17 protein-coding genes are annotated in these 18,423 nt (G+C 71.8%); 8 read left to right on the forward strand and 9 right to left on the reverse strand.

The annotated features are described in order from the left end of the window. The first annotated feature begins 64 nt into the window (after nt 1-64). Nucleotides 65-1,387, forward strand: coding sequence for an alpha/beta fold hydrolase (locus ACFUO4_RS02960; protein ID WP_383479292.1), 1,323 nt, complete (start codon nt 65-67; stop codon nt 1,385-1,387). Nucleotides 1,388-1,529: 142 nt separating this feature from the next. Here ACFUO4_RS02960 and ACFUO4_RS02965 read toward each other — a convergent pair whose 3' ends face one another. Both ACFUO4_RS02965 and ACFUO4_RS02970 read right to left on the reverse strand, forming a co-directional pair. Then, nucleotides 1,530-2,459, reverse strand: a complete 930-nt coding sequence (locus ACFUO4_RS02965; protein WP_383479294.1) for an ornithine cyclodeaminase family protein — start codon at nt 2,457-2,459, stop codon at nt 1,530-1,532. Beyond that, complete coding sequence (locus ACFUO4_RS02970; RefSeq protein ID WP_383479296.1) at nt 2,456-3,193, reverse strand: IclR family transcriptional regulator; 738 nt, start codon at nt 3,191-3,193, stop codon at nt 2,456-2,458. The genes ACFUO4_RS02965 and ACFUO4_RS02970 overlap by 4 nt, the downstream gene beginning before the upstream one ends. Before the next feature lie 197 nt (nt 3,194-3,390). Here ACFUO4_RS02970 and ACFUO4_RS02975 point away from each other — a divergent pair, with 197 nt between their 5' ends. From ACFUO4_RS02975 to ACFUO4_RS02985, 3 genes are read left to right on the forward strand one after another with little or no spacing between them, the layout of a single operon-like run. After that, nucleotides 3,391-4,713 carry an amidohydrolase family protein gene (locus tag ACFUO4_RS02975; RefSeq protein ID WP_383479298.1) on the forward strand — a complete coding sequence of 441 codons (1,323 nt, stop codon included), beginning with the start codon at nt 3,391-3,393 and terminating at the stop codon, nt 4,711-4,713. After that, nucleotides 4,710-5,813 carry a dipeptidase gene (locus ACFUO4_RS02980; RefSeq protein ID WP_383479300.1) on the forward strand — a complete coding sequence of 368 codons (1,104 nt, stop codon included), beginning with the start codon at nt 4,710-4,712 and terminating at the stop codon, nt 5,811-5,813. Before ACFUO4_RS02975 ends, ACFUO4_RS02980 begins: the two co-directional genes overlap by 4 nt. Continuing rightward, complete coding sequence (locus tag ACFUO4_RS02985; RefSeq protein WP_383479302.1) at nt 5,810-6,313, forward strand: carboxymuconolactone decarboxylase family protein; 504 nt, start codon at nt 5,810-5,812, stop codon at nt 6,311-6,313. Before ACFUO4_RS02980 ends, ACFUO4_RS02985 begins: the two co-directional genes overlap by 4 nt. On the opposite strand, the gene ACFUO4_RS02990 is transcribed toward ACFUO4_RS02985, so the two are convergent. The 5 genes from ACFUO4_RS02990 to ACFUO4_RS03010 all read right to left on the reverse strand — a co-directional run bounded on the left by ACFUO4_RS02990 (nt 6,306) and on the right by ACFUO4_RS03010 (nt 12,117). Continuing rightward, on the reverse strand, nt 6,306-7,745 hold the full coding sequence (locus ACFUO4_RS02990; protein ID WP_383479304.1) for a GH1 family beta-glucosidase: 1,440 nt from the start codon (nt 7,743-7,745) through the stop codon (nt 6,306-6,308). The two genes, ACFUO4_RS02985 and ACFUO4_RS02990, sit on opposite strands and share 8 nt — an antisense overlap. A gap of 98 nt (nt 7,746-7,843) precedes the next feature. After that, nucleotides 7,844-8,863, reverse strand: coding sequence for a LacI family DNA-binding transcriptional regulator (locus ACFUO4_RS02995; protein ID WP_383479306.1), 1,020 nt, complete (start codon nt 8,861-8,863; stop codon nt 7,844-7,846). Continuing rightward, nucleotides 8,842-9,966: an alpha/beta fold hydrolase gene (locus ACFUO4_RS03000; RefSeq protein WP_383479308.1), complete on the reverse strand. Its 1,125-nt coding sequence runs from the start codon at nt 9,964-9,966 to the stop codon at nt 8,842-8,844. The genes ACFUO4_RS02995 and ACFUO4_RS03000 overlap by 22 nt, the downstream gene beginning before the upstream one ends. A gap of 96 nt (nt 9,967-10,062) precedes the next feature. Then, entirely contained in the window at nt 10,063-11,268 is a 1,206-nt protein-coding gene (gene hppD / locus ACFUO4_RS03005; protein ID WP_383479310.1) for a 4-hydroxyphenylpyruvate dioxygenase, read from the reverse strand. A gap of 177 nt (nt 11,269-11,445) precedes the next feature. Further along, entirely contained in the window at nt 11,446-12,117 is a 672-nt protein-coding gene (locus ACFUO4_RS03010; protein WP_383479312.1) for an IclR family transcriptional regulator, read from the reverse strand. 172 nt (nt 12,118-12,289) lie between these two features. On the opposite strand from ACFUO4_RS03010, the gene ACFUO4_RS03015 reads away from it, so the two are divergent. From ACFUO4_RS03015 to fahA, 3 genes are read left to right on the forward strand one after another with little or no spacing between them, the layout of a single operon-like run. Beyond that, nucleotides 12,290-13,471: a homogentisate 1,2-dioxygenase gene (locus ACFUO4_RS03015; protein WP_383479314.1), complete on the forward strand. Its 1,182-nt coding sequence runs from the start codon at nt 12,290-12,292 to the stop codon at nt 13,469-13,471. Further along, a complete protein-coding gene (locus ACFUO4_RS03020) occupies nt 13,468-14,334 on the forward strand; it encodes a hypothetical protein (protein WP_383479316.1) in 867 nt (288 codons plus the stop codon). Before ACFUO4_RS03015 ends, ACFUO4_RS03020 begins: the two co-directional genes overlap by 4 nt. Continuing rightward, nucleotides 14,331-15,545, forward strand: a complete 1,215-nt coding sequence (fahA, locus tag ACFUO4_RS03025; RefSeq protein ID WP_383479318.1) for a fumarylacetoacetase — start codon at nt 14,331-14,333, stop codon at nt 15,543-15,545. The genes ACFUO4_RS03020 and fahA overlap by 4 nt, the downstream gene beginning before the upstream one ends. 4 nt (nt 15,546-15,549) lie before the next feature. Here fahA and ACFUO4_RS03030 read toward each other — a convergent pair whose 3' ends face one another. Continuing rightward, nucleotides 15,550-15,939: a MarR family winged helix-turn-helix transcriptional regulator gene (locus ACFUO4_RS03030; protein ID WP_383479320.1), complete on the reverse strand. Its 390-nt coding sequence runs from the start codon at nt 15,937-15,939 to the stop codon at nt 15,550-15,552. Nucleotides 15,940-16,044: 105 nt separating this feature from the next. On the opposite strand from ACFUO4_RS03030, the gene ACFUO4_RS03035 reads away from it, so the two are divergent. Continuing rightward, nucleotides 16,045-17,313, forward strand: a complete 1,269-nt coding sequence (locus ACFUO4_RS03035) for a cytochrome P450 (protein ID WP_383479322.1) — start codon at nt 16,045-16,047, stop codon at nt 17,311-17,313. Nucleotides 17,314-17,349: 36 nt separating this feature from the next. On the opposite strand, the gene ACFUO4_RS03040 is transcribed toward ACFUO4_RS03035, so the two are convergent. Continuing rightward, nucleotides 17,350-18,372, reverse strand: coding sequence for a YihY/virulence factor BrkB family protein (locus ACFUO4_RS03040; protein ID WP_383479324.1), 1,023 nt, complete (start codon nt 18,370-18,372; stop codon nt 17,350-17,352). Nucleotides 18,373-18,423: the final 51 nt, after the last annotated feature.

Here is an 18,423-nt window from a genome sequence, read left to right on the forward strand (position 1 = left end):
ACCGGCCCGTCAGGTCACCGAGCCGCACCTGAAGCTCGGCCTCCCCCATCTCCGGAGGTCTCGCATGCCCGTTCCCGTACGTCTCGCCGCCGCGGCCGTCACGGCCGCCACGTGCCTCATCGCCTCGACCGTCCCGGCTCTCGCCTCCGACGCCGGCACCGTCGTCTCCCGCGGCGTCACCATCCCCGCGTTCTACAACCCGCCCGCGACCTTGCCGAACGCCGACGGAGCACTCGTCCGCAGCGAGCCGCTGCCGCTCGCGCTGAGCCTGCCCGGAATCGACGGTCCGCTCCCCGGCAGAGCCACCCGCCTGATGTACAAGTCGACCGACTCCAACGGCCGGCCCGTGGCGGTGACCGGCGCCTACATCGAGCCGTCCGCCGCCTGGCAGGGCACCGGCCCCCGGCCGCTGGTCGCCCTGGCTCCCGGGACCATGGGCCAGGGCGACCAGTGCGCCGCCTCCCTCGGTCTCGAGCATCCCCTCCAGCTCAACGGGCAGACCGTTTCCGTCGGTTACGAGGACCTGGCCGTCTACCGCCTGCTCGCCAAGGGCATCGCCGTCGTCGTGACCGACTACGCCGGCCTCGGCACGACGGACCGGCTGCACACGTACGTGAACCGGGTGGACGAGGCCCACGCGGTCCTGGACGCCGTCCGCGCCGCCCGATCGCTCCCCGGCACCTCGCTCACCACCGCCTCACGCGTGGCCCTGTTCGGCTACAGCCAGGGCGGCGGCGCCACCGCCGCGGCCGCCGAACTCCGGTCCGCCTACGCCCCCGACGTCCTGATCGCCGGCACCTACGCCGGGGCGCCGCCCGCCGACCTGACAGAGGTCACCAAGGCCATCGACGGCAGCGACCTCGCCGGCGCACTGGGCTGGTCCGTCAACGGTTTCCTCCAGTCCGACCCCGCGCTGCGGCCGATCGCCGACGCCCATCTCAACGCGGCCGGCCGCGCGGCGCTCGACGATCTGTCCACCATGTGCGTGGGGGACGCCCTGTTCGCGTACAACTCGGCGCGGAGCACCGCCTGGACGACCGACGGCAGGTCCATCAGCGACGTCATCGCGGCCGAACCTGCCCTCCAGGCCTTCCTCGACGAACAGCGCATCGGCACCACCCGCCCGAGCGGGCCGGTCCGGCTGGCGACCGGCACGAGCGACGACCTGGTCCCGCACGCGCAGGCGCGCGGTCTCGCTGTGGACTGGTGCCGGCTGGGCGGCAACGTCACCTACAAGCCGGTGGTCCTGCCCTGCGCGGGCAGCTCGCTGATCAACCACTTCGCACCCCTGCTCACCGACCAGGGCGACGCCGTCTCCTGGCTGACCGATCGACTCAACGGCAAGCCGGTCGCGTCCACCTGCGCCCTGCTGCCGTTCCAACCCTGACGGCACCCCTCGCCTCACCCCGGGCTCCGCTCACGCCTTCACCCCGGCCCGGTCCACGCGAACGCCGTGGACCGGGCCGTCGAGGCGCGTCAGGGCGGCACGGCCTTCCCCGCGCCTGGCAATCCCAAGCCGGACGGCTGCCCTACCCGGCCTGCCGGCCCGTCACCGCGCTGTGCACGACGTACGCGGCCGCCACGTCCAGCACCGCGTGCCCGGTGGACTTGTACACCGTGAGCTCGTCCGGTGTGCGCCGGCCGGGGGCCGAGCCGTCGAGGACCGCGCCCAGGAGGGTGACGGTCCGGTCCGGCGGCAGTCCCTGCAGTTCGTGGGCGCCGGAAGGCGGTGGCGTGGCGGCCGCTCCGGGCCACTCGGCGTAGAGCGTCGCGTCCTGGACGGTGGCGGCGTCCAGCTCGTGACCCTGCGAGCCGCCGACCGAGCTGACATGGGTGCCCGGGGCCAGCCAGTCACGGCGCAGGACCGGGGTGGTCGCGCCGGTGCAGCAGTAGACCGTGGCCGCCTGACGTACGGCTTTCTCGATGCCGTCGGCCGCGCGGCCGACGGGGTGCAGGGCGGCCGTCGCGCGAGCCGCCTCGTAGTCGCGGCCCACCACGGTGACGGGCTCGTCGGGCCGGAGCACGGCCAGCAGGCCGACCTGCGCGCGGGCCTGCACGCCGGTGCCCACGACGACGACCGGACCGGGGCGGGCCAGGGCCAGGGCGCTGTGGGTGGCGGACGCCGCGGTGCGCCATGCGGTGATGGGCTCCGCGTCCATCACCGCCAGGGGGCGGCCGTCCTCGGAGTCGAAGAGGGCGACGATGCCGCGATGGGTGCTGCGGCCGGGGTGGCCGGGGTCGGCGAACACCGTCACCAGTTTCGCTGCGAGGCCCTGCCCGGGGACGTATCCCGGCATGGCGCCCAGCAGCCCGTGCGGGGTGAAGGCAGCCGACCGCGGCGGCGCCGAGGCCCGGCCCCGCGCCACGGCGACGAGCGCGTCTGCGACCGCGGTCATGAGGCGGCGGGGGTCGAGAGCGGCCAGCGTGGCGGCTTCGTCGAGCAGGAGCAGCTCGCTCATACGTCCACCACCCCGCCCGCCCGGCACAACAGACCGGTCAGCGTGTCGACCGCCGAGGCGAGGGCGTCGCCCAGCGCCGGCAGGTGCGCCTCGTCGATCTCGGCGGCGGGGCCGACGAGGGTGATCGCGCAGACGGGCGCTCCGGGCACGGGTACGACCGCTCGGCTGACGGACGCCACGAACTGGTCGTTGCGCCCGTGTTCGACGGCGTGGCCGGCGGCCTCGGTCCGGGCGATGTCGGCGAGCAGGCCGGTGTCCCCGTCGAGGGGCTGCCCCTGTGCGCGGGCCGCGTCGAGATAGGGACCGCGCGCCTCGGGCGTGAGCGCGGCGACCAAAGCGAGCGGCCCGGCGAAGCGGTGGGCCGGCAGCCGGTCGCCGAGCAGGGTGCTGATCATGGCGAGGCGGTCCGGCCGGACGACGTCCACGACGCGTGAACCGTCGCTCTCCAGGACCTGGAGGTTGGCCATCAGGCCGGTCTGCGCGGACAGCTTCTCCAGCACTGGACGGGCCACCGAGGTCAGGGAGTTGCGGGCGGCCCGGGCCGACAGCAGGAGTACGGCCGTGCCGGGCAGGTAGCGGTCGTCGGCGCGCAGGACCCAGCCGCGCCGGACCAGGTCCACGAGGATCCGGTAGGCGGTGGCCCGGTGCAGCCCGACCTCGTCCGCGAGCTCGGTGAGCCGGGGCGGTCGGGGCGCCCGGCCGACGGCCTCGATCAGATCCAGCGCTTTGTCCACGGCCGTACGCGGCGCAGGGGGCGCTTCTGGCACTTGTGGCGCTCGTGGCATGGAAACCCTTCCGGCAGCTGCGTGCGGAGCCTCCCGGTGGGGCATGTCGCTCGCCGGGGTCCGGGGGTAGGGTACCGCTTGTTTCGTTGACCGAGAGCGCCGTTACCTACAGCGCAACAAGGTCGCCTATCGAGGGAGTGGTGAGCTTGACGAGCGACACAGCCGGAGCGGCGCCGCCGTTCGCGCCGCCCGGGCCGGGCGCGGTCGTCGTCTACCGGGGCGCCACCCTGTTCGACGGGACCGGCAGCCCGCCCCGGCCGGGCACGTCGATCGTCGTCGACGGCTCCGTGATCCGGGCCGTCGTGGACGACACCAACCCCGCGGGGTACGTCGAGGGGGCTGAAGTCGTCGATCTGACGGGGCAGTTCGTCACCCCCGGGCTCGTCGACGCACACCAGCACCTCGCCACGCCACCCGACCGTCCGGCCGCCGAGGCCGTCCTGCGCCGTCTGGTGCACAGCGGGGTCACCGCCGTCAGGGACATGGCCGACGACCTGCGGCAGATCGGCGACCTCGCCCGGGCGGCACGGGTCGGGGAGATCCCCGCACCCGACATCCACTACGCGGCGCTCATGGCGGGCCCCGGCTTCTTCGACGACCCCCGCACGCACCAGGTCACCCAGGGCGCGGTGGCGGGCGAGGTCCCCTGGATGCAGGCCGTCACCGACACGAGCGACCTGCCGCTGTCCGTCGCCCTGGCCCGCGGCACCTCCGCGGCCGCGATCAAGGTGTACGCCGACCTCGACGCCTCCCTCGTCGCCGCCATCACCGCGGAGGCACACCGGCAGGGCATCCCGGTGTGGGCGCACGCCGCCGTGTTCCCCGCGTCGCCGGGCGACGTCGTCGCGGCCGGTGTGGACAGCGTCTCGCATGTCACCCTGGTCGCTCACGAGGCGGCGACCGGGCCGCTGACGTCCTACAAGGACAAGCCGCCCGTCGACCACGCGAGCCTGGTCACCGGCGAGGACGAGAGACTGGAGAAGCTCTTCGCCCGGATGCGCGAGCAGGGTGTCGTGCTGGACGCGACCGCCGGTCTTTACGCCTCCCGCGAGTTCGCGACCGATGACCCGGAGGCGGCCGAACGCGCCGCCCGCAACACGGAGTTGGCGATCGCCCTGACGCGGCAGGCGCACCGCGCGGGAGTCGAACTGGCCACCGGGACCGACTACGAGACACCGCCCGATGAGCCGTTCCCCGCCTTGTACGAGGAACTCGCCTTTCTGGTACGGCGATGCGGCCTCCCGGCGGCGGACGTGCTGCGCTCGGCGACCCTCGTGGGCGCCCGCAGCGCCGGCGCCGGACACCTCACCGGCAGTGTGGAACCGGGCAAGCTGGCCGACCTCGCGGTGTTCGCGTGCGACCCGCTGGCCGACATCGACTACCTGCGCACCATCACTCTGACCGTGAAGCGGGGCCGACGCTTCCCGCGCGCCGCCCGCACCACCGACCGACCCGGGGGGAACCGTTGACCGGCACGCCGATGATCATCAACGCGCTCGGCCAGCTCGACAATCCCAACGCCCCGCAGTCGCTGGCCGCCGCGGGCGACCTCAACGCGAGCGGCGAGCAACTCACCGTCGACGCCCGCACGCTGGCCGAGGCACGCGCCTCCGGACTGACGGCCGTCAACATCACCCTCGGCTATGTGATGGGCGACCTGACGCCGTACGAGCACACCCTGCACGAGATCGACGTGTGGGACGCCGTCGTCGCCCGCCACCCCGACGACCTGCTGAAGGTCACCGGCGTCGCCGACCTCCACACCGCGCACCGCGACGGGCGGATCGGTGTCATCTACGGCTTCCAGAACGCGGAGGCCGTCGGGGACGACGCCGGCCGGGTCGCCGTCTTCGCCCACCGCGGGGTCCGCGTGGTGCAGTTGACGTACAACCAGGCCAACCGGCTGGGCGGTGGTTCGATGGCGCCCGCCGACACCCCGCTGACCGCCTTCGGGCGCGAGGTGGTCGACGCGCTCAATGAGCAGCACCTGATGGTCGATCTCTCGCACAGCGGCGAGCGGACGTGTCTCGACGCGGCCGAGCACTCCTCCGTGCCGGTGTCGATCAACCACACCGGATGCCGGGCGCTGACCGATCTGCCGCGCAACAAGACGGACGAGGAACTGCGCCTGGTGGCCTCCCGGGGCGGTTTCGTCGGCATCTACTTCATGCCCTTCCTGAACCCCACCGGTCATGCGAGCGCGGCCGACGTGGTCGAGCACCTCGTGCACGCCGTGAACGTGTGCGGAGAGGACCACGTCGGCATCGGCACCGACGGACCGGTCACCGCCATCGACGACCTCGACGCCTACCGGGCGCGGCTCGCCGAGCATGTGGCGCGCCGCCAGGAGGCGGGCGTGTCGGCGGCCGGGGAGCGCGCGGACACCTTCCCGTTCGTGGTCGATCTGCGCGGTGTGGAGCAGTTCCGTGAGTTGATACGCCTGTTGGAGCAGCGTGGCTGGTCCACGACACGAATCGAGAAGGTCATGGGACGCAACTTCGTCGCGTACGCGGAACGGGTGTGGCGAACCCCCGACACCGACCGGCCTGCCCTGGGAGGCGCGCAGTGAGTGAGCACGGCAACGGATCCGCACCGCGCAGGATCTTCATCGACAAGCAGAGCCCGCAGGCCTTCCAGGCTCTGGTGAAGACCTCGGAGGCGGTGAGCGCCACGGCCGCCGAGGCGGGGCTGGACCGGACGACCGTCGAGCTGGTCAACCTGCGTGTGTCCCAACTGAACGGCTGTGCCTACTGCCTCGATCTGCACACCCGCAGGGCCCTGCGCGCGGGTGAGTCGCCGCAGCGACTGGGCGTCCTGGCGGCCTGGCGGGACGCCGACGTGTTCACCCCCGTGGAGCGTGCGGCGCTGGAGCTCGCGGAGGCGACGACCCACGCGACCGACTCCGCCGCCCAGGAGGCCGCCTACGAGGTCGCCCGTCGCATCCTCACCGAGGACCAGATCTCGGCCGTGATCTGGGTGGCCGTCACCATCGGCGCGTTCAACCGCGTCTCCATCATGAGCAAGCACCCGGTGACGGCGCCGCGCCAGGCCGCCGCCACCGTCAATTGAGTGACGCGGCAGCTGCTGCGCTGTGCTTCCGCACCACTTCCCGGTACCACAGCGCACTGTCCTTCAGCGTGCGGCGCTGGGTCTCGTAGTCCACGTGGACGATGCCGAAGCGCTTGGAGTAGCCGTAGCCCCACTCGAAGTTGTCCATCAGCGACCACACGAAGTACCCCCGCAGATCCACACCGGCGGCGAGGGCCCGCTGGGCGGCGGCGAGGTGACGGTGGATGTAGTCCACCCGCTCGGGGTCGTGCACGGCGTGACTGCCGTCGGGACCGACGCTGACCTGGTCCTCGAAGGCCGCCCCGTTCTCGGTGATGACCAGCGGCTGGCCGGGGAACCGGGCATGCAGGTCCAGGAGGAGTTCCTCCAGGCCGTCGGGGTCGATGTTCCAGCCCATGGCGGTGTGCGGGCCGTCCGTCGCGTGGAACTCCACCTGCGGTGAGCCGGGCCAGGGCGAGCCGCCGACGTCCTTGTGGCCGTCGTTGTTCTGGCGGGGCGCGCCGCCGTCCCACAGGCCGACCGTGGTGGTGGCGTAGTAGTTGACGCCGAGCAGGTCCAGGGGCTGGTGGATCCGGGCCAGGTCACCGTCCTCGACGAACGCCCAGTCGGTGATCCCCGCGGTGTCCTCGATGAGGTCCTGCGGGTAGCGGCCGCGCAGCAGCGGCTCGGTGAAGGCCCGGTTGGCGAGGGCGTCGATCCGTCGTACGGCCTCCTCCGCGCCCTCTCCCTTGCCGCGCAGCACATGGAAGTTGAGGGTGATCGAGTACTGCGGGTCGTTGGTGGTGACCGCCCTGAGCTGCTCGACCGCGAGACCGTGGGCGAGGTTGAGGTGGTGCACGGCGGTCAGTGCCGCGGCGCCGTCGGTGCGGCCGGGGGCGTGCGCGCCGGAGCCGTAGCCGAGGTAGGCGGAGCACCAGGGTTCGTTGAGGGTCGTCCAGATCGCGACGCGGTCGCCGAGGGCCTCGCCGACGATGCGGGCGTAGTCGGCGAAGGCGTGGGCGGTGGCGCGGTTGGTCCAGCCGCCCTCGTCCTCCAGCGCCTGGGGCAGGTCCCAGTGGTAGAGCGTCGCGACCGGGGTGATGTCCCGGGCGAGCAGACCGTCGACCAGCCGGCTGTAGAAGTCCAGGCCCTTGGGGTTGGCGGGGCCGCGGCCCGTGGGCTGTATGCGCGGCCAGGCGAGGGAGAAGCGGTAGGCACGCAGGCCCAGCGACGCCATGAGGTCGAGGTCGGCTTCGAGGCGGTGGTAGTGGTCGGCGGCGACGTCCCCCGTGTCGCCGTTCCAGGTCTTGCCCGGGGTGTGGGAGAAGGTGTCCCAGATCGAGGGGCCGCGCCCGTCCTCGTCGGCGGCGCCCTCGATCTGGTAGGCGGCGGTCGCGGAGCCGAGGAGGAAGTGCGCGGGGAAGGACAGAGGCGGCTGCTGAGCTGTCGTCATGCGGAGTTCTCTCTGCTGGTGTCGGCCGGGGACCAACGCGATGTTAACGTTAACAAGCTGCCCAGGTCTTCACCCTGACGAACCTTGCTTCCCGTCGGTCAGGGTCGGGGCGTGCGGGGAGCCGCGGTGCTGCGCCGTACGACGAGGTCCGGGGCGATCTTGTGGCGTTCCGCGGGCTCCCCGCCCAGCATCCGCACCAGCACCTCGATGGCACTGCGGCCGACGTGGGCGAAGTCCTGCCGGACCGAGGTCAGGGCCGGGACCAGATATCCGGCGCCCTTCATGTCGTCGAAGCCGACGACCGACACGTCCTGCGGCACCCGCACGCCCCGCTCGGCGAACGCGGCCAGGACTCCCATCGCCATCTGGTCGTTTCCCGCGAAGACCGCGGTGGGCAGGGCCGCGTCCGCGGCACAGAGTTCGCGGGCGAGACGGAATCCGCTCTCCGCGCTGAAGTCCCCTTCCAGCAGGGCCCCTTCGGCTCCCGCGGCGGCGAGTTCCGCCCGCCAGCCCTCGACGCGGGCCCGGGCGTCGAAGGTGCGCAGCGCACCCGTGAGGTGGGCGATGTCGCGGTGTCCGAGGTCGGTCAGGTGGCGGACGGCGAGACGGGCGCCGAGTTCCTGGTCGACCTCGACGAAGCTCAGATCGGGGCTGGGGACGTTACCGGACATCACCACCGCGACCGGGACCCCGATGGCGAGGCGGGTGAGTGCCTCGACGGCGACGGGACGGTCGGCGACGACCGCGATCGCCTCGACCGACTGGTCGGTGAGCCGCCGCAGCGTCTCCACGAGGTCACCGGTGGTGCTCTCGCCCTGCCGGCTGGCCAGGCTCACCCAGTAGCCGGCGTCCTTGGCGGCCGTCTCCACGCCGAGGAGGATGCGGGGCAGCTCGAACAGGTCGGAGCCCACGATCACGACACCGATCGTCGAGGAGCGGCGGCTCTTGAGGGCTCTGGCGACGCTGTTGCGGCGGTATCCCAGCTTCTCGATCGCCGCCTCGACCCGGGTCCGGGTCTCCGGGCGGACCGACGGATGGCCGTTGATGACACGGGAGACGGTGATGTGCGAGACGCCGGCCTCCCGGGCCACGTCGATCATGCCTGGCGGCCGGTCCATGTCACTCGTCCTCTGCCCTCAACCTCAGCAGGCGGCCTCGCGCCCTGCGCCGATACTGTCACAGGCGCAGGAACGTGGGTCGAGCCCCGACCAGGCAGCGCCGCCAGCCAGTCGGCGAGGATCCGGTTGACCTCGGCGGGGCGTTCCTGCTGGATCCAGTGGCCGCAGCCGTCGAGGATTTGGGACGAGATCAGCCCGGGAAGCGTGACCGGGTAGGCGTCGATCGCGTCGGCCAGCCAGGTCGTGGAGGCGTCCAGGCTGCCGCCGACGAACAGCGACGGCTGAGTGATCGGGGCGCCGTCGAAGGCGGCGAGGTCCTCCCAGTCGCGGTCCATGTTCCGGTACCGGTTGAGCGCGCCGGTCAGGCCCGTGCGCTCGAACTCCCCGGCGTAGAAGTCGAGTTCGTGCTCCCCGAGCCACCCGGGCAGCGGGCCGCGCGGGAACCGGTCGCGCAGCGTCCCGCCCTTGCTGACGAAATGCGGAGCGGGAGCGCCGGGTGGCGGCATGGTGTCGCCGGACAGTGCCGCGTAAAAGCCCGCGAGCCAGCCCCGTACATCGGGCTCGATCTCGGCCTCGGCGCGGCCCGGCTCCTGGAAGTAGGAGACGTAGAACTCCTCTCCCCCACCGAACTCCCCTTCCCCGCCCTGCTCTTCCGCTCCGCCCATCCGGGCGAAGAGATCGCTGGGGCGGGGCCCACCGCGTGGGGCGTACGGAACGCTGAGCAGCCCCACCGCCCGGAAGACGTCCGGCCTGAGCAGAGCGGAGTTCGCGGCGATGGCGGCGCCCCAGTCGTGGCCGACGACCACCGCCAACTCCTCGCCCAGGGCGTGCACCACCGCGACGTTGTCCTCCACCAGGTCCAGCATCCGGTACGCGGCCACGGCGGCGGGCTTGGCCGAGCGGCCGTAGCCGCGGACGTCGACGGCCACCGCGCGGTACCCCGCCGCCGCGAGCGCGGGCAGCTGATGGCGCCAGGAGTACCAGGATTCCGGGAAGCCGTGAACGAGCAGCACCAGCGGCCCGGTGCCCTGCTCCACCAGGTGGATGCGGCCTCCCGGCGAGTTGACCGATCGGTGGGCGGCTTCGACGGCGTGCGGCGTCATACGGCTCCTCCGAACTCCCGGACTCCCGAACCCCCGTACCGCCGATCCTGCGCAACCCCCCGCCCCACGACCAGCCCGTTTGCCGGTTCAGCAAAATCAGAAGTTGCCGCGCTTCGCCTGCTCGCGCTCGATCGCCTCGAACAGGGCCTGGAAGTTGCCCTTGCCGAAGCCCAGTGAACCGTGGCGCTCGATGAACTCGAAGAAGACGGTGGGCCGGTCACCGATCGGCTTGGTGAAGATCTGCAGCAGGTAGCCGTCCTCGTCGCGATCGACGAGGATGCCGCGCGAGGCGAGTTCCTCGATCGGGACCCGGACGTTGCCGATGCGGGCGCGCAGCTCGGGGTCGGTGTAGTAGCTCTCCGGGGTGGCGAGGAACTCGATGCCCTTGGAGCGCAGGATGTCGACGGTCCTGATGATGTCGTTGGTGGCGAGGGCGAGGTGCTGGGCGCCGGGGCTGCGGTAGAAGTCGAGGTACTCGTCGATCTGCGAGCGCTTCTTTCCGACCGCCGGCTCGTTGAGCGGGAACTTCACGCGGTGGTTGCCGCTGGCGACGACCTTGCTCATGAGCGCCGAGTACTCGGTGGCGATGTCGTCGCCGATGAACTCGGCCATGTTGGTGAAGCCCATGACGCGGTTGTAGAAGTCGACCCACTCGTCCATGTGGCCGAGCTCGACGTTGCCCACGACGTGGTCGAGGGCCTGGAAGATGCGCTTGGGCTCGCCTTCGGGCTTGACGTAGCCGGAAGTGCGGGCGACGTAGCCGGGCAGGTAGGGGCCCGTGTAGCGGGAGCGGTCGATCAGGGTGTGGCGGGTCTCGCCGTAGGTGGCGATGGCGGCGATGCGGACCGTGCCGTGCTCGTCGGTGACGTCGTGCGGCTCCTCCAGGACGGTCGCGCCCTCCGCGCGGGCGTGCTTGATGCACCTGTCGACGTCCGGCACCTCGAGGGCGATGTCGATGACACCGTCACCGTGGCGGCGGTGGTGGTCGAGCAGCGGGCTGTCCGGGTCGACGCCGCCCTTGAGCACGAACCGGATCGCTCCGGAGCGGAGCACGAACGCGTGGTGGTCACGGTTGCCGGTCTCGGGTCCGGAGTAGGCGACCAGCTCCATGCCGAAGACCGTCTGGAAGTAGAGCGAGGCCTGCGTCGCGTTGCCCACCGCCCAGACCACCGCGTCCCACCCGGTCACCGGGAACGGGTCGCCCGCAGCGTCGTACTCCACGAGCCCGACCAACTGCTTGAGCTGCTGCAGATCGAGTTCCGCGAGACGCTCCTGGCTCGTGAGGGTCTGCTCGATGCTCATGGTCATCCCTTTCGGTGTGCGTGTCACCAACGCGTGGCGGTAGAACACACCGGGACCCCTCGCCTGCACAAGAGTCGCCTCTCAGGCTGTTCAAGCTGCTCAGTTTGTCTCATCCAGCACGGCCTTCACTGAGCAATATGCCCAGCGGAAAGGGAACGTTCGTGTCGTCGGACGCCGTCAGGGCGTGCCGAGGGACGACAGCCGTACGGCCGCCGCCTTCACCTCCGCGGCGACCGACTCGACGTCGAACTCGTGCATGGCCACCACTCCGACCGATGCGCCCGCCGAGCCCGGCACCCGGAACCCCGCGGCGATCCCGGTGGCACCCTGCTGAAGCTGTCCCGAGGTGAGGCTGTAGCCCAGCTCCCGGGCCCGCACGATCTCGTCCGGCTCGTCGGGCAGCGGCGGCTGCGACGCGAGGATGGCGACGCCGTTCGCCCCGCGCTCCAGCGGATGCCGGACGCCGATGCGGTAGCCCACCTGGACCGGGCCGTGCTGAACCGTCGGCTGCGCACCCGCCACCGGGACACACTCGCGCGCGCCGTGCGCCAGCGTCAGGAAGGCGGAGGCGCCGGTGGCGTCGGCGAGTTCCTGGAGCACCGGTTGCGCCACCAGCACGAGCTGGTGCTGGAACCGCCCCGCCAGCGTGGCGGCGCCGGCTCCGAGCCGCACCCGCTTGCCCTGCCGCGAGACCAGCAGGTGCTCCTCCAGCGTCTGCACGATCCGGTACGCGACGGCCCGGTCGATCTCCAGCTGCGCCGCGAGGTCCGCCACCGTCAGCCCCTCGGCCGTCAGAGAGATCAGGTCCAGTGCCCGAAGCCCACGGTCCAGACCTTGCAGGGTGGCCATCGACACCTCCGAGAGAACGGCAGGCCCCTTCGGGCGCCACGTCACGCCACGTCGGACCCACGGGCGGCGTCCAGGACGACGGCCCGACCTTGACTGACCTGCCGCCCCGAACCTACCGTCCGTTTGTCGCTAGCATCGCACAAAATTGTGCGCTGAGCGCGCAAGGAGACTCGTGCCGTACTACCACCAGGCGGGGGCGGTTCCGCCGAAACGCCACACCCAGCACCGGGACCCGGACGGGAACCTCTACTACGAGGAGCTGATGGGCGAGGAGGGCTTCTCCTCGGACTCCTCGCTGCTCTACCACCGGCACATCCCGTCGGCGGTGCGGGAGTACCGGGTGTGGGAGCCCGGCGACCAGACCCTGGTCCCCAACCACCCCCTCGTCCCCCGCCATCTCTCCACGCACAAGCTCTTCGCGGACGGCGGCTCCGGTATCGACGCGGTGACCGGCCGCAGGCTGCTGCTGGGCAACGAGGACGTACGGCTGGCGTACGTCGTGGCCGACACGGTCAGCCCGTACTACCGCAACGCGATCGGCGACGAGTGTCTGTACGTCGAGGACGGCCACGCGCGCGTGGAGACGGTCTTCGGCGACCTGGAGGTGGGCGACGGCGACTACGTGATCGTCCCGCGGGCGACCACGTACCGGATCGTCCCGGACGGCACCGTGCGCGTCTACGCGATCGAGGCCAACTCGCACATCGGCCCCCCGCGGCGCTATCTGTCCCGGCACGGCCAGCTCCTGGAGCACGCGCCGTACTGCGAACGGGACTTCCGCCTCCCGGTCGGGCCGCGGCCCGCCGAGGGCGAGAACATCGAGGTGTACATCAAGCACCGTGGCCCGGGCGGGGTCGTGGGCACCGTCCACACGCTGCCGCACCACCCCTTCGACGTCGTCGGCTGGGACGGCTGCCTGTACCCGTACGTGTTCAACATCCGTGACTTCGAGCCGATCACGGGCCGGGTCCACCAGCCGCCGCCGGCCCATCAGGTCTTCGAGGGCCACAACTTCGTGATCTGCAACTTCGTGCCCCGCAAGGTGGATTACCACCCGCTGGCCGTGCCGGTGCCGTACTACCACTCCAATGTCGACTCCGACGAGGTCATGTTCTACTGCGGCGGCGACTACGAGGCACGCAAGGGGTCCGGGATCGGCCAGGGCTCGATCTCCCTGCACCCGGGCGGTCATCCGCACGGCCCCCAGCCCGGCGCGATGGAGCGCTCGATCGGGGCGGAGTTCTTCGACGAACTCGCCGTCATGGTCGACACGTTCCGTCCCCTCCAGCTCGGCGAGGCCGCACGCGCGACCGACGACGGCACATACGCCTACTCCTGGGAGCAGAACCGATGACTGTGCCGATCCCGCCGGTGCTCATCGGCCTGTTCGACGACGCGGCGGTCTTCCCGCCCGGCAGCCTGCCGCTCGAGGACGCCGTGCCGGCGCACGTGGCGCACCGTGGAGGCGCGCACGCGGGGCTGGTCGGCGCGTTCGTGCTCGCCGCCAAGGACATCGACCGGCTCGCCGAGCTGACCGCCGACCTGCCGGAGGGCTCCTTCGACCTGTCGGTGACCGTCGCGCTGCCGGGTGTCTCGGACGCGCTCGCCGCGGCGCGGCGGATTCCGGCCGTGCGGCTGGTCGGCCTTGAGGTCGCCGTCCCGGACGGCGTCGCCGCCGACTCGGTCGTACCCGCGCTGGTCGAGGCCATCAACGACGGCTCCGACCTCACCGTGTACGTCGAGGTGCCGCGCGACGACCGGCGTGAGGCGCTGCTCGCCGCGCTTGCCGGGACGCCGTACCTGGCCAAGTTCCGCACCGGAGGCGTCCGCGCCGAGCTCTACCCCGACGAGCGCGAACTCGCGGCGGCCGTCCTGGCCGCGACCCGGGCCGGGGTGGCGTTCAAGGCGACCGCCGGGCTGCATCACGCGCTGCGCACCACCGATCCGGAGACCGGCTTCGAGCAGCACGGCTTCCTCAACCTGCTCCTCGCCACCGACGCGGCCCTGAAGGGTGCCGGGGAGGCGGAGCTGGTCGCGCTGCTGGCCGACCGCGGCGGCGGCCGGGTCGCCGAGCGGGTGCGCGCCCTGTCACCCGAAGTCCGTGACGTTTTCCGCTCGTTCGGCACATGCTCCGTCGCCGAACCCACCACCGAGTCGGCCGGCCTCGGCCTTCTGCCCGCCACCGTCGTCGCCGACCTGACCGAGGTGTCCGCATGACCAGCACCACCCAGCTGACCGTCCCGGCCGACTCCCTCTTCGGCCTGATCAACCTGCCCTACGGCGTCTACTCCACGCCCGGCCAGGAGCCGCGCGTCGCGACCCGCTACGGCGACCACGTCATCGACCTGGCCCTGCTGCTGGACGACGACGTCTTCGCCCGGCCGAGCCTCAACGCCTTCATGGCGCAGGGCCACACCCGCTGGGTCGAGGTCCGGGCCGGGATCACCGAGCGTCTCCGGGGCGAGATCCCCACCGAGGCCGTCCACGACCTGGGCGCGGTGACCCTGCACCTGCCCTTCGAGGTCGCCGACTACGTCGACTTCTACGCCTCCGAGCACCACGCCTCGAACCTGGGCAGGCTGTTCCGGCCCGACAACCCGGACCCGCTGATGCCGAACTGGAAGCATCTGCCGGTGGGTTACCACGGCCGCGCGGCCTCCGTCGTCGTCTCGGGCACGGACGTCATCCGCCCCTCCGGGCAGCGCAAGGGCCCCCAGGACCCGGCACCGGTCTTCGGTCCCTCGACGCGCCTCGACATCGAGGCCGAGCTGGGCTTCGTCCTCGGCACCGGCAGCGCCATGGGCGAGTCCATCGGCGCCGAGGACGCGGAACGGCACATCTTCGGGGTGGTGCTCTTCAACGACTGGTCCGCGCGCGACATCCAGGCCTGGGAGTACGTCCCGCTCGGCCCCAACCTGGGCAAGTCGTTCGCCTCCACCGTCTCCCCGTGGGTGGTGCCGCTGCTCGCGCTGGACGCGGCGAGGGTCCCGACCCCGGTCCAGGAGCCGGCCGTACTGCCGTATCTGCGCATGGAACAGCCCTGGGGTCTCGACGTGGACCTCTCCGTGGAGTGGAACGGCCAGGTCGTCTCCCGGCCGCCGTACGCCTCCATGTACTGGTCCCCCGCCCAGATGCTGGCCCACCAGACCGTCAACGGCGCCCCCTCGCGCACCGGTGACCTGTTCGCGTCCGGCACCGTCTCCGGCCCGGAGAAGGAGCAGCGCGGTGCCTTCATCGAACTGACCTGGGGCGGCAAGGAACCGATCACGGTCAACGGCCAGGAGCGCACGTTCCTGGAGGACGGCGACGAGATCGTCCTCACCGCGACCGCCCCGGGCGCCGACGGCACCCGGATCGGCTTCGGCGAGGCCCGCGGCCGGATCCTCAGCGGCAAGCGTCGTCGCAGCGGCGACGCCCTCGATCGTTGATGCGTCAACGACGCCGTTCGGCACCGGAAACCGGGAGAGGCCCACACCGGCCCGGTCGTCTCGCCGTGTGCCCCTGATCGGTGATCACCACGAACGCGCCGCGCGCGTCCTCCGGGCACTCCTCGCGCACCACCAGCCCCCGTCCGGCCATGCGCGCGATGTGGTGGGACATCCGGCTCTTCTCCCACTCCAGAGCCCGAGCCAGGTCCAGACAGCGCCGCCGGCCCTCCGGCACGTCGGTCAGCTGGACCAGTACCGCGAAGTCGGCGGCGGACCGGCTCGGCTCCGCCTGCAGCGTGCGTGACAGCCGACCGCTGAGCTTCTCGTGCAGCCGGAGGAAGTTCCGCCAGACATGCTGCTCCTCCGCTGCCGGCGGACGCACGCTCTTCTCCATGCGGGGAGTTCAGGCGTAGTTGATAGTTCACCAAGTCGGCCAGTCACCCAGTGATGCCGCGCACACCCCGCCTGAGCTGCACCGCTGCCGTGTTAGCGTCCGGCCGTGATCCCTCCGGCACCGGATGTAACCGACACACGCGACCCACTCGGCCTGCTCGACCTGTTCGGCACCCCGTTCGTCGACGACCCGTATCCCTGGCTGGACCTCCTGCGGTCCGAGTCCCCCGTGCACCACGACCCCGGCACCGGGTTGTGGCTGGTCAGCCGGTACGCGGACGTGCGCCATGTGTTGATGCGCCCGGACGTCTTCCTGCCGGACAACGCGCAGCACGCCGTCACCCCGCTGCCCGTCCCCGTACTGCGCGTTCTGGTCCGGGCCGGTTTCACGCTGCCGCCCGCGCTGGCCAACAACGGCTCCCCGAGCCATCCCGGACTGCGCCGGCTGGTCACCCGGTTCTTCAACGCGGGGCGCGTCGCGGCCGCTGTCCCGGTGATCGAGCGCATCGCCGCCGAACTGCTCCAGCCGGTGCCCGCCACGCTCGACGCGACCGGCGACGCCGACCTGTTCCCCTCGTTCGCCCAGACCCTCCCCTGCCGCGTACTGATGGAACTCCTCGGTGTCCGCGGCGTCGACCCGGCCACCCTCATCCGCTGGAGCGACGCCTCGCTGGAGCTGTTCTGGGGCAGGCCCGCACCGGAACGGCAGCTGGAGCTGGCCGGGCTCGTCGCGGACTTCCACCGGTGGCTCACCGACACCGTGCGCGGCGGTTCGGCGCCCGCGGACTCGTTCATCGGCGCGCTGGCCCGCCACCGGCTGCCCGACGGCAGGTTGCTGGACGTCGAGACCGCGGTCGGCATGTGCTTCTTCGTGTTCATCGCCGGCCAGTCCACCACCGGGCAGCTCATCGCCACCGTGTTGAGCCGGGCGCTGGCCGAGCCCGGCCTGTGGCCCCGCATGGCCGGGGAGGCGGGTCTGGCCGAGGCCTGGGTGGAAGAGGTGCTGAGGCGGGAGCCGCCGGTGACCACCTGGCGCAGGATCACCGCGCGGGCCACGGAGCTTTCCGGGGTACGTCTGCCGGCGGGCGCCGAACTGCTGCTGATGCTGATGGGCAGCGGATCCGACCCGGAGGTCTTCCCGGCCCCGGAACAGATGTGCCCGCACCGGGAGAACATCCGCCACCATCTGGCCTTCGGCGTCGGACGCCACCGGTGCCCGGGTGCGTCGCTGGCGCGCACGGAGGCCGCCGTGGCGCTGCGCGCGGCGGCCCGCCACCTGCCCCGCGTACGGCAGGCGGCGGGACCGTCGGAGACTCCCATGCTGGGCCTGCTGTCCTTCCGCGCCCCGACGCGGGTGGCAGTGGAGCAGCGGTAGCGAGACAGGCCTGTGAGCTGAGAGCTGACGTCCGCTTCAGAGCCCGTCCGCGAGCCGGCGCCGGTCCTCCTCGTCCCACTTCCTGGTGTCGCGCGGCTCGGTGTACGGCTCCGCGTCCGGTGGGAGTCCGCCCGCGACGGCCCGCTGCCGTGCCGTCTCCGCGTCGAACTCCAGGCCCAGCAGGATGGCCAGGTTGCTGATCCACAGCCAGATCAGGAACACGATGACGCCGGCCATGGTGCCGTACGTCTTGTTGTACGAGGCGAAGCCGGCGACGTACAGGGCGAAGCCGGCGGACGCGACCAGCCAGATCAGCAGGGCCAGGACGCTGCCCGGCGTGATCCAGCGGAACCCCTTCACCCGGGCGTTCGGCGTCGCCCAGTACAGGATCGCGATCATGATCGTGACCAGCAGGACGAGCACGGGCCATTTGGCGATCGCCCACACGGTCAGTGCCGTGTCCCCCAGCCCGAGCGCGGTCCCCGCCTGGTGGGCCAGGCCACCGGTGAAGACCACCATCAGCGCACTGGCCACCGCCAGCACCATCAGGACGACGGTCACCCCGAGGCGCAGCGGCAGGACCTTCCACACCGGACGCCCCTCCGGGATGTCGTAGACGGCGTTCGCGGCACGGATGAAGGCCGCCACATAGCCGGACGCCGACCACACCGCCAGGACGAGGCCGACGATCGCCATGACCGAGCCGGTGCCGGCCCGGTCCTGCAACTGCTGCACGGCCTGGGTGATGATGTCGCGGGCCGAGCCCGGGGTGAGCTGCCTGAGGTTGCCCAGCACACTGTCGGTGGCCGACTTGCCCGCCACACCCAGCAGGGAGACGAGCACCAGCAGGGCCGGGAACAGCGACAGCACCCCGTAGTACGTCAAGGCCGCCGCGCGGTCGGCGAGTTCGTCGTCGCGGAACTCGCGCAGGCTGCCCTTCAGCGCCGCGCCCCACGCCTTGGCGGGCAGCTTCCCCTGTGTGTCCGGTGCCCGCTCCTCCACCTCGGGGGGCGGCCCGAACCGCTCCTCGTCCTCGCGCCCGCTCTTCCGCCATCTCATGGCCACCGGGTAACCACAACGCCCGGCACCACACCGGGCCCGCCGGGTCGG

The organism is Streptomyces sp. NPDC057280 (genome assembly GCF_042668605.1).
In the GTDB taxonomy this organism is placed as follows: Bacteria; Actinomycetota; Actinomycetes; order Streptomycetales; family Streptomycetaceae; genus Streptomyces.